Raw genomic sequence first — 12,468 nt, 5'->3', positions numbered from 1 at the left:
GGCCGGTTCAGGCGCTGAAGATCTTCAGTCTTCTTTTTTCATCAGGCCGGCGAGGGCGGCAAACGGGTTATGCGTCGCCTTGGCGATTTTCGGCGTGCTCAGCGAGCCGTCGCCGAAATACTGCTGGTCGGTGTAGCGCGAGTGCTCATTGTCGTGGCAATACAGGCACAACAGTTCCCAGTTCGAGCCGTCCTGCGGGTTGTTGTCGTGGTTGTGATCGCGGTGGTGCACGGTCAGTTCGCTCAGGCGCTTGCCGGAAAACTCACGGGCGCAGCGGCCGCAGACGTGCGGGTACATCTTCAGGGCCTTGTCGCGGTAGCCCATTTCCTTGTCGCGCTGATTGTCGGCAAGGATGCGATCGAGCTTCGACGTGTTGGTCGGGGTGGACGAACTCATGGGTTCACCTTAGTAAAAAGACTAATGACGGTTATGTGCAGAGTTTAGCTCAGCCCTTGAGCTTCTCGGCAATCCAGATCGTGTGGCGGGTGCCCTTGTTGCCGTGGGCGAAGACCTGGACTTCTTCGGCCTTGAAACCGGCCTTTTTCAATTTGTCGGAAAACTGCCGGTCAGCGCTGGCCGACCACACCGCCAGCACGCCCTTGGGCCGCAGGGCCTTGGCGCAGACGTTCAGACCGGCGGCGGAATACAGCCAGCTGTTGGCCTTCTGGGTCAGGCCTTCGGGACCGTTGTCGACGTCGAGCATGATTGCGTCGAAGCCGTTCGGCTCGCTTTGCAGGACCTTGGCGACGTCGTCCTGGCGGATCACCGTGCGCGGATCGAGCAGCGGGCGCCCGGACTTTTCCCCGAGCGGGCCGCGGTTCCACTCGACCACGCCGGGCACCAGCTCGGCGACCACCACTTCGGCGCTCTTGCCCAGATGCTTGAGCGCCGAGGCGAGGGTGAAGCCCATGCCCAGACCGCCAATCAGCACCCGTGAATTCGGCCGTCCGGCCACCTTGCGGCAAGGAATCTCGGCCAGCGCATCTTCCGAACCGTGCATGCGCGTGTTCATCAATTGCCCGCCGTCGCCGCCCTGGATCTTGATGACGAAATCCTCGCCATACTCGAACAGGCACAGGGCGCCGCCGCTGTCAGGGATCGGCGTGGTGTCGAGCAGAACGAAACGTTTCATGGAAATCTCTACAAGGGGGGAAGGCAAGCAGGCCCGTTGGGAGTAGCCTGAACGCAGACTAGAGGCCAAACGGAGCCCTTGATGAAGCGCATCATTCTAACGGCCATTGCCTTGGCCGCGCTCGCGATTCCTGCAGTGCAGGCGCAGCAGACCATTCCGGTCAGCCCGACGCCGCAACCCGGCTCGCCGGGTACCGCTACGCCAACGCCGTATCCGCAAATCACCCCGATCAGCGCACCGAAGGCCGGCGCCGGCAGTGGCAGCCCGCCGCTGGTGCCAATCGAAATGCCCAGCCCGCCGAGCAAGGATCAACCGGTGCCGGGCATCGAGCCGAGCAGCACCAAGGCCAAATCCCCTGGCGGTTAAACCTGTTGCGCCGCCAGTTGACCGTCGGCCATGCGCAGGCGTTTGGAAAGGGACACGGCGAGGGCGCGAATGATCTTGGCGGCGATCTTCGGCGCGTCGTTGAGCATCTTTTCCAGTGAGTCCTTGCCCAGGTTGAGCAGTTGGCAGTTGCTCGCCGCGACGCAGGTGGCCGAACGGCGCTCACCATCGAGCACCGCCATTTCCCCGAACGCCCGCCCGCTGCGCAGGGTGGCCATGGTGATGACCTGGCCGTCAGGGCCAGTTTTCTGCACCGCGACCTGGCCGGTGTGGAGGATGCACATGAAACTGCCGGCATCGCCCTCGCGGAAAATCGCCTCGCCTTCGGCCACGGTGCTGATGCTGAAGTAGCCCGAGGCCGCGGCAAAGTCCGCCAGTTGCAATTGATCGAACAGGCCACAGTCCATCAGCCAGTCGCGGATTTCGTTGTTCAGTAAGGTCGGTTCTGACATGTCGTTGCGGTCTTTATTGTTTTCACATTTTCAAGGCACTACACGATCCCCTGTAGGAGCTGCCGAAGGCTGCGATCTTTTGATTTTGAAAGGCAAGATCAAAAGATCGTCCGATCGCGGCCCGAGCCTTCGGCAGCTCCTGCAGGGGTTCATGGGTATCGGCCTCTTGGGTCTGGAGTTAAGACCCAAGTGACCGATGGAGTTCCTCAGGCCAGGCCCAAAACCTTGAACACAAATGCATATTCGAGCGCTACGTCACGTAATCCCTGATAACGCCCGCTCATTCCGCCATGCCCGGCGCCGAGTTCGGTCTTGAGCAGCAGCAGGTTGTCGTCGGTCTTGGTCGCGCGCAGTTTCGCCACCCACTTGGCCGCTTCCCAATACTGCACGCGGCTGTCGTTGTAGCCGGCGATCACCAGCATTGCCGGATAAGCCTGCGCGGTGACGTTTTCGTACGGCGCGTACGCTTTGATCCGCTCGTAGACGTCCGGCTCTGCGGGGTTGCCCCACTCGTCGTATTCGGTGACGGTCAGCGGCAAGTCCGGATCGAGCATGGTGTTGAGCACGTCGACGAACGGCACTTCGGCAATCGCCACGCCGAACAGGTCCGGACGCTGATTGAGCACCGCACCAATCAACAAACCGCCAGCGCTGCCACCGCTGATCGCCAGTTTTTCAGCGGTGGTGATGCCGTTGAGGATCAGAAATTCGGCGCAGGCAATGAAGTCGCTGAAGGTGTTGTGCTTGTGCTCCTGTTTGCCTGCGCGATACCACGCTTCGCCCAGCTCACCGCCGCCACGCACGTGGGCGATGGCGAACGCCATGCCGCGATCCAGCAGGCTCAGGCGCGCGTGGGAGAACCACGGGTCGAGGCTGGAGCCGTAGGCGCCATAACCGTACAGATACAGCGGCACCGGTTTGCCAACCATTTCGCGTTTCATCACCAGACTGATCGGCACCTGCGTGCCGTCCGGCGCGGTGGCCCACAGGCGTTGGCTGACGTAGGCGTCGGCGTCGAACGGGCCGAGCACCGGGGTTTCTTTCAGGACGGTTTGTTCGCCGCTGTCCAGCCGTAACTGCCGCACCTGCGCCGGACGGTTCAATGCCTCGTAGCGCAGACGGATGCGGTCGCTTTCGAACTCCAGGCTGTTCTGCACATAGAGGCTGTAAGCCGCGTCCGGCAATTGCACGCGATACGGCGTCTGGCCCTGTGGGTGAACTTCGATGATCGGCAGACCGCCTTCGCGCAGGCTCAGGGTCATGGCCGCCGTGTTCAATGTCACGCCGTCGAGCATCACTGTGTCGCTGTGCGGGATCAGGTTCTGCCAGTCGGCCTCGCTCGGCACCACACCGGTGTCCGGCGCCTGATACAGGGCGAAGTTGATGCCGTCGCGGTTGGTGCGGATGAACCAGGTCCACGCGCCATCCAGCGCGCCGTGGTCGACATCGTATTCGTGATCCTCGACCCGGGGCGCCAGGCAGGTGAAGGGCAGGTGCGGCTGATGCGCGTCCAGGGCCCAGACTTCGCTGGTGGTCTTGCTGCCCAGGGTCAGCAGCAATTGCTGCTCGGAACTGGAGCGGTAGCAATGCAGGAAGAAACGTCCGTCCGGCTCGTGGAACACCTCTTCGGCAGCGGTGCCGTCGAGGCGATAGCGAAACAGCTTGTGCGGGCGATGGGTGTCGTCGAGCACGCCGAAGAACAAGGTCAGGCTGTCGTTGGCCCAAGTCATGCTGCCGTCGCAGTCCTGGAATTCCAGTTCGCTGACCTTGTCATTGGCCAGTTCCTTGACGAACAGCGTGTAGATCTCGTCGCCCGAAGCATCGACGCTGTAGGCCAGGCGCTGGTGATCCGGGCTGATGCTGAACGCGCCGAGCGAGAAAAAGCCGCCGTTGGCCAGCACATTCGGGTCGAGCAGCAGTTGCTCGCGGCTCTCGTCGAGGGTCAGGCTGTCATCCGCCGGACGCGGGCAGCGGTAATGCCGGGCGTATTCGTCACCCGCCGTGGTGCGCGTGTAATACAGATACGGCCCCCACGGCGATGGCAGGGACAGGTCGGTTTCGAGGATCCGGCCCTTGATCTCTTCGAACAGGTTTTCGCGCAGGGCGGCCTGATCGGCGGTTTGTGCTTCCTGATAGGCGTTTTCAGCCTTGAGGTAGTCGAGCACCGCGTCGGTGTCGCGTTCCTGCAGCCAGGCATACGGGTCGGCACCGGCAGCCTTGTGGGCGATCGGGGCGCGGATGACGTGGGCGGATTCGGGCATGGAAGGCTCTCGGACAATATTCGGAATAAAGGTTTTCGCAGATCGTGAAACCGCCGCAGCACCTGTGGGAGCGAGCCTGCTCGCGAAAGCGGTGGGTCAGACAACAATGTTTTAACTGACAGTCCGTATTCGCGAGCAGGCTCGCTCCCACAGGTCGTGTGTCTATTGGGACAAGCCTGACGGGCGAAAAGTCGTTACTATAAGCGCCTCTTTGCCTGCCTTGCCATGGACACCATGACCGAGAACGACTATCTGATCGCCTGGGGCCTCTACGCCTTCGCCGCTGTGGGCTGCCTGTTGGTATGGATGCGCCTGACCCGCTGGATGTGGCGCTGGCTGCGCGAGCCGCTGCGGGTGCTGATGGCGGTGTTGCTGTTCAGCCCGACCATCATTGATCCGGTGAAAGCCAAGGTTGCACCGTCGATCGCCATCACTGCGCTGGACCTGGCCTTCAAGGTCGGCAACAACGCCTGGCGGGCGATTTCCGACCTGTTCATGTACGGCATGATTGCGTTCGGCATCTACCTGATTTTCGTGTTGATCCGCTTGCCGATCGAGCGCGCCTCGCGCGCCCGTCGCGAGCAGGCCGAAGCGGCCAAGGCAGCGGCGCGTGCCGATGATCGCGACGACGACCAGCCGTTCGGCGCTGCCGGTGATGACCGTTACGGTCGCCCGCCATTGCCGAACAACCCGCAGCGCATGCGCGTCGAGCCGCGTCTGTAACCACGAGAGTCAGCACATGTGTGAATTACTGGGCATGAGTGCCAACGTGCCGACCGATATCGTGTTCAGCTTCACCGGCCTGATGCAGCGCGGCGGGCGTACCGGCCCGCACCGCGACGGCTGGGGCATTGCCTTCTATGAAGGGCGCGGTCTGCGCCTGTTTCAGGACCCGGCCGCCAGCAGCGAGTCGGAAGTCGCCAACCTGGTGCAGCGCTATCCGATCAAAAGCGAGGTGGTCATCGGCCACATCCGCCAGGCCAACGTCGGCAAGGTCTGCCTGTCCAACACCCACCCGTTCGTCCGCGAACTGTGGGGGCGCAACTGGTGCTTCGCGCACAACGGCCAACTCGCCGATTTCACCCCCATCAAAAGTTTCTACCGCCCGGTGGGCGACACCGACAGCGAAGCGGCGTTCTGCGATTTGCTCAACCGCGTGCGTGCTGCTTTTCCGGAACCGGTCGATATAGAAGTGCTGCTGCCGGATCTGGTCGCGGCGTGTGCCGAGTACCGCAGCAAAGGCGTGTTCAACTGCCTGCTCAGCGACGGCGACTGGCTGTTCTGCTATTGCTCGACCAAACTGGCACAGATCACCCGGCGCGCACCGTTCGGCCCCGCGCGGCTTAAAGATGTCGATGTGATCGTCGATTTCCAGGCAGAAACCACGCCCAATGACGTGGTCACGGTGATCGCCACCGAGCCTTTGACCGAAAACGAAACCTGGACCCGTTACCAACCGGGCCAATGGAGCCTGTGGCGACGCGGCGAATGCGTCAGCCAGGGCACGACCGAATAAAGGATCTCTCCTCGATGTTGCTCAGTTATCTACGGCTGGTGTTGTTTGCGGCGGGCCTGTTGATCGGTGTCCAGGTGCCGGGGTTCATCAACGATTACGCCAAACGCGTCGAAGCCCATCTGATCGAAGCGCAGACCGGTCTGCGCGGTTTTCAGGGCACCGCCGAGCAGTTCTTCAAGGGCGACTTGCAGGCGCTGGTCGCGCATTACCGCGCCAGTGACGACCCGGTATTTCGCAGCGATGCCGACAGCCTGAGCACCTTGCTCAACCGCCAGACAGCGCTGGATAAACAGTTCCAGGCGATGCAGGGCCCGTGGTACATCCGCTTCCTGCAAGTGGTGCTGGCCGCCGACCCGGACATTCGCAAGGAAACCTGGAACGGCTACAGCTACCAGATCCTGCTGACCCCGGAAGCGATGATCTGGGGCATGAGCGGTGCGTTGCTGCTGTCGTTCGGCATCGAGTGCCTGATTCGTCTGATTGACTGGGTGGTGCTGGGTGGCCGGCGTTTGCGCCAGAGCCGGCCGATAGAAGACCGCGACGTGCGCGGCTTGTAAAAGGTCAAGAGCAAAAGATCGCAGCCTGCGGCAGCTCCTACATGGGAATATGCATTTCCCTGTAGGAGCTGCCGCAGGCTGCGATCTTTTGCTTTTCAGGCACTCAAGACAATGTACTTTTCACCGACCTTGCGCGCATACCCCGCCAGCACCTGCTGACACAACGTCACCATCTCCTCGACCCACTCAACGCCCACCCGCCACGACACCACCACCTGCAGATTCGGCGGTCGTTGGTCGATGTCGAGCAAGGTCAGTTCACCCCGCGCCAGTTCCTCGGCCACCAGCACCGGCGGCAATACGCCAATGCCGAATCCATCACCTAACAACCGGGTAATCGCCGACACTGAGTTCACGCAGTTCAGGCGTGGCGCGAGCACGCCGTTGGCCTGCATCAACGCCAGCAGGTCCTGGTGCGGTCGGGAGTTTTTCGAATAAGTGATGATCCGTTCCTGCGCCAGCTCACCAAGGTCGGCGTACTCGCGGTTGTAGATCGAGTTGCTGGCGACGATCCAGCCCAGCGGATGGCTGGCCAGCTCGAGGCTGCGCACGCTTTCGTGGCGCACCAGATCGGTTTGCAGAACGATGTCGAGAAAGCCTTTTTGCAGCTGATCGCAGAGATTCAGCGAGGTATCCGCCACCAGCTCGATTTCCACCCGCGGATACCGTTCGGTCATCTGCGCCACCAACGGGCTGAGCCAAGTGTGGATCACCGTGTCCATCACGCCGATGCGCACCCGGCCGACCTTGCTCGAGCGGGTTTCGATTGATTGCTTGAGCGCCGACATCGTATCGAGCATCTGCTCGGCGTAATCCAGTACCTTCAGGCCTTCGGGCGTCAGGCTGACGCCCCGTGAATCGCGCAGAAACAGCTTCACCCCCAGCTCGCCTTCGAGCACCGCGATGCGGCTGGAAATCGACGCCTGGGTGGTGAACAGCTTGTCGGCGGTCAGGCGAAAACTCTTCAGCCGGGCGACCCAGACAAAGGTCTCGAGAAACTTCAGGTTCATGGCAACGGCTCGGGTGACAAATTTTTCTTATGCCTAAGGCGGGTTTTTATTCGTTGGACGCAGCAGGGCCGGGCGACGAAAAATCGGCGCATCCGGTTCCCACGATAGGCGTCGTCGGAACTTCGAACAAGACCAATAAAAGCCTGCGGAGACTTGCCATGCGTGCGCCCGACACCCTCGACCTCCCCAAGAGCACGGCCCGCCCGGGACCGTTCGACTGGTATCGCAACATCAATCAGCAAGAGCGTCGCACCTTCTGGAGCTGCAAGATCGGCTATGGCCTGGACGGCATGGACACGCAGATGCTCAGCTTCGTGGTGCCGACCCTGATCGCCATGTGGGGCATCACCACCGGGCAGGCCGGGCTGATTCACACCAGCACCCTGATCGCCTCGGCTATCGGCGGCTGGGTGGCGGGGATTCTCTCCGACCGCATCGGCCGCGTGCGCACCCTGCAACTGACGGTGCTGTGGTTCGCTTTCTTCACCTTCCTCTGCGGTTTCGCGCAGAACTACGAACAGCTGCTGATCGCCCGCACCCTGATGGGCTTCGGTTTCGGCGGTGAATGGACCGCTGGCGCGGTGCTGATCGGTGAAGTGATCCGCGCCAAGGATCGCGGCAAAGCGGTGGGCATGGTGCAGAGCGGTTGGGCCTTGGGCTGGGGACTGACGGCGATTCTGTATGCGCTGCTGTTCTCGGTGTTGCCGCCGGAAGAGGCCTGGCGTGCGCTGTTCATTCTCGGCATCGTCCCGGCGATTTTCGTGATCTTCGTGCGGCGGCTGGTGAAAGACCCGGAGATCTATCGCGAAGCCAAGGCGGCGCAAACTCCGCAGAATCCGGCGAAGTTCTACGAGATCTTCGCCCCCGGAATGCTGTTCACCACGTTCCGCGCCTCCTTGCTGACCACCGGCGCGCTCGGCGGTTACTACGCGATCACTTCGTGGCTGCCGACCTTCCTCAAGAACGAGCGCGGTTTGAGTGTGCTCGGCACTGGCGGGTATCTGGCGATGGTGATTGTCGGCTCCTACGTCGGCTATGTGATCAGCGCTTATCTGACTGACCTGCTGGGACGCAAAAAGAATTTCATCCTGTTCGCAGTCGGCTCGTTCACCATCGTCTTGCTGTACACGCAGATGCCGGTGAGCAATGGCGTGATGCTGTGGTTGGGCTTTCCACTGGGCTTCTTCGCCTCGGGGATTTTCAGCGGCATGGGCGCGTTTCTCACCGAGTTGTTTCCGACGCGGATTCGTGGCTCGGGGCAGGGTTTCTGCTACAACATCGGTCGGGCGCTGGCGGCTCTCTTCCCGCTGCTGATTGGCCTGCTCAGCCAGAAGGTGCCGCTGAGCGTGGGCATCGGTGCGTTTGCGGCGGTGTCCTACGGCGTGGTGATTCTCGCCGCGTTGAGCCTGCCGGAAACCCGTGGCAAGCAACTGGATGCGCAGTAACTGATAACCTGCCGGGCAAGTGTCCTACGGATAAAAAGACCAGAAGCTACAGGAGTGTTCACCGTGAGCCGCCTGCTATTGAACTGTGACATCGGCGAGAGTTTCGGCAGCTGGACCATGGGTCTGGACGCCGAAGTCATGCCCTTCATCGACTGCGCCAACGTGGCCTGCGGCTTCCATGCCGGTGACCCGGGCATCATGCGCAAGACCGTCAGTCTGGCCCTGAGCCACGGCGTGCAGATCGGCGCACACCCGGCCTATCAGGATCTGGTTGGCTTCGGCCGGCGTTCCATGGCCTATTCCGCGCAAGAGCTGCAAGACATCCTGCATTACCAGATCGGCGCGCTCGACGGCATTTGCCGCGCGCAGGGCGGGCGAGTCAGTTACGTCAAACCCCACGGCGCGATGTACAACGACATGATGGCCAACCCGGCGCAATTGCGGGCGGTGATTCAGGCCGTCGCTGCTTACGATCGCAGTTTGCCGCTGATGTTGATGGCCACCCGCGACAACGCGGCGGCGCAACAGCTCGGCGACGAATATGGCGTGACCCTGTGGTTCGAAGCCTTCGCCGACCGCGCCTACGACAGCGCCGGCAAGCTGGTTTCACGGCAACTGGCGGGCGCGGTGCATCACGAGCCAGAAACAATCATCGAACAGGCCCTGACCATCGCCCGTGGCGGTGACCTCGTCGCCAGCGACGGCAGCGCATTGCAATTGCAGGCCAACACTTTGTGCGTGCATGGCGACAACGCCAGTTCGGTGGCCGCCGTGCAGCGCATTCGCGAGGCCCTGAATCAGCAGAGCGCGCCATGAACCCAAGGATTGAAGTGGTGGCGGTGGATTGCCTGATGCTGCGCCTGTTCGATGAAATTGCCGAAACCAACATGCCGTGGATGCTCGCCGCCAGTGAGCGCTTACGCGGGGTGTTTGGCGCGCAGTTGATCGACTTGGTGCCGTCCTACACCACGTTGATGGTGCATTACGACCTGACCGCGCTGAGCCCGAGTCAGGCCCGTGAATTGATCGCTGAAGCCTTGATCGACCTGTCGCCAAATGCGCGAACCCGTGGCCAGTGTCATGTGTTGCCAGTCTGGTACGACCTGAGTGTCGGCCCCGAACTGAGCCTGCTGGCACAGCGCAGCGGGTTGGCGGTGGAGGAGGTGATCCGTCGGCACAGCGCTCGTGAATATCAGGTGTTCGCCCTCGGCTTCGCACCGGGATTCGCCTTCATGGGGCTGGTGGAAGAAATTCTCGCGGCGCCACGCCTGGACACCCCGCGCAAGAAAGTCGCGGCCGGCAGCGTCGGTATTGCCGAGCGGCAGACCGCGGCTTATCCGGTGGTGTCCCCCGGCGGCTGGAACCTGATCGGCCGTACCCCGGCGAAACTGTTCGACCGTCATCGCGACGGCTACAGCCTGATGCAACCCGGCGACACCGTACGTTTCGAAGCGGTGAGCCACGCCGAGTTCATCAACCTGGGCGGTGATGACACACCGCTGGAGGCGCTGGCATGAGCCGACTGACGATTGAGGCGAGCACGCCGCTGTGTTTGTTGCAGGACGCCGGGCGTTTTGGCGTGCGCCATTTGGGCGTGACTCAGGGCGGCGCGGCAGATTGGTGTTCGATGAACTGGGCCAACTGGCTGCTGGGTAACCAGCTGGATCTGCCTGCGATCGAAATCACCCTCGGCGGATTTGCCGTGGTGGCGCAGGTCGACTGCTTGCTGGCGCTGGCCGGCGCTGATCTCGGTGCGCAGATCGATGGGCAGGCGCTGGCGCCGTGGCGCAGTTTCAAACTGGGCCAAGGGCAAACATTGAGGTTCACCCAACCGCTGCTCGGCGCCCGGGCTTATCTGGCGGCGCCCGGTGGTTTCGATGCGCCGCAGGTGCTGGGCAGCAGTGCTACGGTGGTGCGCGAAGAACTCGGTGGATTGGATGGTATGGGGTTACCGCTGACCAAGGGCGCGACGTTGAGTTATCGCGGTGCGGTTCTGCAGGTGCGTGAAGTGCCGCTGGCGCATCGACCTGATTTACGGCTGCATACGCCGCTGGATCTGGTACTCGGCGCACAGATCGGCCAGTTCAGCGGGCAGAGTCTGTTTGATGTGTTCAACAGTCCGTGGGCACTGGACAGTCGCGCCGACCGCATGGGCATTCGGCTGTTGGGCACGGCGTTGCAGTATCAGGGCCGGCCGATGATTTCCGAAGGCATTCCGCTGGGTGCGGTGCAGGTGCCGCCGGATGGACAGCCGATTGTCTTGCTCAATGATCGGCAGACGATTGGCGGGTATCCCCGGTTGGGAGCGTTGACGCCGTTGGCGCTGGCGCGACTGGCGCAATGTCTGCCGGGGGCGCAGGTGCGATTGAGGCCGGTGGTGCAGGACGTCGCGCACCGCGAGCATGTCGAGTATTTGCAGCGTTTCAGAATTAGCTAAGGGCTTCGCGAGCAGGCTCGCTCCCACATTGGAATGCATTTCACCTGTGGGAGCGAGCCTGCTCGCGAAGAGGGCATCACTGACAACAAAGATTACTTGGACAAAAACCGCATCCCTTCTTCCAACCCACGCAACGTCAACGGATACATCTGATCCTCGATCAAATCGCGCACGATATTGGTCGACGAGGTATAGCCCCACGTGTCCTTCGGATACGGATTGATCCAGATGAGCTTCTTGTACTTTTCCATGAAACGCTGCATCCACAGGTAGCCCGGCTCTTCGTTCCAGTGCTCGACGCTGCCGCCGGCCTGGGTGATTTCGTAGGGCGCCATGGCGGCGTCACCGATGAAGATCACTTTGTAGTCGGCGCCGTACTTGTGCAGCAGATCCTGCGTCGAGAAGCGCTCGGACGTGCGGCGCATGTTGTTCTTCCACACCGATTCATAAATGAAGTTGTGGAAGTAGAAGTACTCCAGATGCTTGAACTCGGTCTTGCACGCCGAGAACAATTCCTCGCAGATCTTCACGTGGGCGTCCATCGAGCCGCCGATGTCGAACAGCAGCAACAGCTTCACCGTGTTGCGCCGTTCCGGGCGCATCTGGATATTCAGCAGGCCGGCGTCTTTGGCGGTGTGGTCGATGGTGCCGTCGATGTCCAGCTCTTCCGCCGCACCTTGCCGGGCGAATTTGCGCAGACGCCGCAGAGCAACCTTGATGTTGCGCGTGCCCAGTTCCACCGAATCGTCGAGGTTCTTGTACTCGCGCTGATCCCAGACCTTGACCGCTTTGCCCTGACGCTTGCCGGCATCGCCGACCCGAATGCCTTCCGGGTTGAAGCCGCCGGAGCCAAACGGGCTGGTGCCGCCGGTGCCAATCCATTTGTTGCCGCCGGCGTGGCGTTCCTTTTGTTCTTCGAGGCGCTTCTTGAACTCTTCGATCAGCTTGTCCAGGCCGCCGAGGGACTGGATCTGCGCGCGTTCCTCATCGGTCAACGAACGCTCGAATTCCTTGCGCAACCAATCTTCGGGAATCAGCGCCTGCAAGTGATCGTCGAGTTTTTCCAGACCATTGAAGTAGGCGCCGAACGCACGGTCGAACTTGTCGAAATGCCGTTCGTCCTTGACCAGAATCGCCCGCGACAAGTAGTAGAACTCGTCCATGTCGGCGAAGGTTACGCGCTGCTTCAGCGCGTTGATCAGGTCGAGCAACTCGCGCACCGACACCGGCACCTTGGCGGCACGCATTTCATTGAACAGGTTGAGCAACATGGC

At 61.8% G+C, this 12,468-nt stretch carries 14 protein-coding genes; 8 read left to right on the top strand and 6 right to left on the bottom strand.

Features of this window, described 5'->3' with window-relative positions; translation table 11 throughout:
* Window positions 1-24: 24 nt before the first annotated feature.
* Window positions 25-396, bottom strand: a complete 372-nt coding sequence (locus tag ACM6HV_RS06885) for a YajD family HNH nuclease (RefSeq protein WP_003222612.1) — start codon at window positions 394-396, stop codon at window positions 25-27.
* A gap of 49 nt (window positions 397-445) precedes the next feature.
* Complete coding sequence (locus ACM6HV_RS06880; RefSeq protein ID WP_414903827.1) at window positions 446-1,132, bottom strand: spermidine synthase; 687 nt, start codon at window positions 1,130-1,132, stop codon at window positions 446-448.
* Between the two features lie 81 nt (window positions 1,133-1,213).
* Between ACM6HV_RS06880 and ACM6HV_RS06875 the strand changes: the two genes are divergently transcribed.
* Window positions 1,214-1,498, top strand: a complete 285-nt coding sequence (locus tag ACM6HV_RS06875; protein ID WP_414903826.1) for a hypothetical protein — start codon at window positions 1,214-1,216, stop codon at window positions 1,496-1,498.
* Here the strand turns inward: ACM6HV_RS06875 and ACM6HV_RS06870 are convergent.
* Complete coding sequence (locus ACM6HV_RS06870) at window positions 1,495-1,968, bottom strand: cyclic nucleotide-binding domain-containing protein (protein WP_041070525.1); 474 nt, start codon at window positions 1,966-1,968, stop codon at window positions 1,495-1,497. The genes ACM6HV_RS06875 and ACM6HV_RS06870 overlap by 4 nt on opposite strands.
* Window positions 1,969-2,174: 206 nt before the next feature.
* Complete coding sequence (locus tag ACM6HV_RS06865) at window positions 2,175-4,229, bottom strand: S9 family peptidase (RefSeq protein ID WP_414903825.1); 2,055 nt, start codon at window positions 4,227-4,229, stop codon at window positions 2,175-2,177.
* A 225-nt stretch (window positions 4,230-4,454) separates the two neighbouring features.
* On the opposite strand from ACM6HV_RS06865, the gene ACM6HV_RS06860 reads away from it, so the two are divergent.
* The 3 genes from ACM6HV_RS06860 to ACM6HV_RS06850 are packed head-to-tail and all read left to right on the top strand — an operon-like array spanning window position 4,455 to window position 6,302.
* Window positions 4,455-4,952 (top strand): MFS transporter, encoded by a 498-nt coding sequence (locus tag ACM6HV_RS06860; protein WP_414903824.1) that lies wholly within the window; start codon window positions 4,455-4,457, stop codon window positions 4,950-4,952.
* Between the two features lie 16 nt (window positions 4,953-4,968).
* A complete protein-coding gene (locus ACM6HV_RS06855; RefSeq protein WP_007969599.1) occupies window positions 4,969-5,745 on the top strand; it encodes a class II glutamine amidotransferase in 777 nt (258 codons plus the stop codon).
* A 14-nt stretch (window positions 5,746-5,759) separates the two neighbouring features.
* Window positions 5,760-6,302 carry a DUF2937 family protein gene (locus ACM6HV_RS06850; protein ID WP_007969600.1) on the top strand — a complete coding sequence of 181 codons (543 nt, stop codon included), beginning with the start codon at window positions 5,760-5,762 and terminating at the stop codon, window positions 6,300-6,302.
* Window positions 6,303-6,397: 95 nt separating this feature from the next.
* Here ACM6HV_RS06850 and ACM6HV_RS06845 read toward each other — a convergent pair whose 3' ends face one another.
* Window positions 6,398-7,312, bottom strand: coding sequence for a LysR family transcriptional regulator (locus ACM6HV_RS06845; RefSeq protein WP_414903823.1), 915 nt, complete (start codon window positions 7,310-7,312; stop codon window positions 6,398-6,400).
* 158 nt (window positions 7,313-7,470) lie between these two features.
* Between ACM6HV_RS06845 and ACM6HV_RS06840 the strand changes: the two genes are divergently transcribed.
* The 4 genes from ACM6HV_RS06840 to ACM6HV_RS06825 all read left to right on the top strand — a co-directional run bounded on the left by ACM6HV_RS06840 (window position 7,471) and on the right by ACM6HV_RS06825 (window position 11,194).
* Entirely contained in the window at window positions 7,471-8,757 is a 1,287-nt protein-coding gene (locus tag ACM6HV_RS06840) for an MFS transporter (protein WP_145593327.1), read from the top strand.
* Between the two features lie 63 nt (window positions 8,758-8,820).
* Complete coding sequence (locus tag ACM6HV_RS06835; protein WP_145593326.1) at window positions 8,821-9,573, top strand: 5-oxoprolinase subunit PxpA; 753 nt, start codon at window positions 8,821-8,823, stop codon at window positions 9,571-9,573.
* Window positions 9,570-10,274, top strand: coding sequence for a 5-oxoprolinase subunit B family protein (locus ACM6HV_RS06830; protein ID WP_414903822.1), 705 nt, complete (start codon window positions 9,570-9,572; stop codon window positions 10,272-10,274). Before ACM6HV_RS06835 ends, ACM6HV_RS06830 begins: the two co-directional genes overlap by 4 nt.
* Window positions 10,271-11,194: a biotin-dependent carboxyltransferase family protein gene (locus ACM6HV_RS06825; protein ID WP_414903821.1), complete on the top strand. Its 924-nt coding sequence runs from the start codon at window positions 10,271-10,273 to the stop codon at window positions 11,192-11,194. Before ACM6HV_RS06830 ends, ACM6HV_RS06825 begins: the two co-directional genes overlap by 4 nt.
* A 92-nt stretch (window positions 11,195-11,286) precedes the next feature.
* Here ACM6HV_RS06825 and ACM6HV_RS06820 read toward each other — a convergent pair whose 3' ends face one another.
* Window positions 11,287-12,465, bottom strand: a complete 1,179-nt coding sequence (locus tag ACM6HV_RS06820; protein WP_027614532.1) for a vWA domain-containing protein — start codon at window positions 12,463-12,465, stop codon at window positions 11,287-11,289.
* Window positions 12,466-12,468: the final 3 nt, after the last annotated feature.

This window comes from Pseudomonas sp. IT-P260 (assembly GCF_949768395.1).
GTDB classification, from domain to species: domain Bacteria; phylum Pseudomonadota; class Gammaproteobacteria; order Pseudomonadales; family Pseudomonadaceae; genus Aquipseudomonas; species Aquipseudomonas parakoreensis.
Note: the sequence above shows the minus strand (reverse complement) of the source record. Positions and strands in the feature narration are given on the sequence as shown.

What these genes read in the sequence shown, in the direction of transcription:
- ACM6HV_RS06885 (WP_003222612.1), bottom strand. Translation starts at nt 396, where the DNA reads ATGAGTTCGTCCACCCCGACCAACACGTCGAAGCTCGATCGCATCCTT.
- ACM6HV_RS06880 (WP_414903827.1), bottom strand. Translation starts at nt 1,132, where the DNA reads ATGAAACGTTTCGTTCTGCTCGACACCACGCCGATCCCTGACAGCGGC.
- ACM6HV_RS06875 (WP_414903826.1), top strand. Translation starts at nt 1,214, where the DNA reads ATGAAGCGCATCATTCTAACGGCCATTGCCTTGGCCGCGCTCGCGATT.
- ACM6HV_RS06870 (WP_041070525.1), bottom strand. Translation starts at nt 1,968, where the DNA reads ATGTCAGAACCGACCTTACTGAACAACGAAATCCGCGACTGGCTGATG.
- ACM6HV_RS06865 (WP_414903825.1), bottom strand. Translation starts at nt 4,229, where the DNA reads ATGCCCGAATCCGCCCACGTCATCCGCGCCCCGATCGCCCACAAGGCT.
- ACM6HV_RS06860 (WP_414903824.1), top strand. Translation starts at nt 4,455, where the DNA reads ATGGACACCATGACCGAGAACGACTATCTGATCGCCTGGGGCCTCTAC.
- ACM6HV_RS06855 (WP_007969599.1), top strand. Translation starts at nt 4,969, where the DNA reads ATGTGTGAATTACTGGGCATGAGTGCCAACGTGCCGACCGATATCGTG.
- ACM6HV_RS06850 (WP_007969600.1), top strand. Translation starts at nt 5,760, where the DNA reads ATGTTGCTCAGTTATCTACGGCTGGTGTTGTTTGCGGCGGGCCTGTTG.
- ACM6HV_RS06845 (WP_414903823.1), bottom strand. Translation starts at nt 7,312, where the DNA reads ATGAACCTGAAGTTTCTCGAGACCTTTGTCTGGGTCGCCCGGCTGAAG.
- ACM6HV_RS06840 (WP_145593327.1), top strand. Translation starts at nt 7,471, where the DNA reads ATGCGTGCGCCCGACACCCTCGACCTCCCCAAGAGCACGGCCCGCCCG.
- ACM6HV_RS06830 (WP_414903822.1), top strand. Translation starts at nt 9,570, where the DNA reads ATGAACCCAAGGATTGAAGTGGTGGCGGTGGATTGCCTGATGCTGCGC.
- ACM6HV_RS06825 (WP_414903821.1), top strand. Translation starts at nt 10,271, where the DNA reads ATGAGCCGACTGACGATTGAGGCGAGCACGCCGCTGTGTTTGTTGCAG.
- ACM6HV_RS06820 (WP_027614532.1), bottom strand. Translation starts at nt 12,465, where the DNA reads ATGTTGCTCAACCTGTTCAATGAAATGCGTGCCGCCAAGGTGCCGGTG.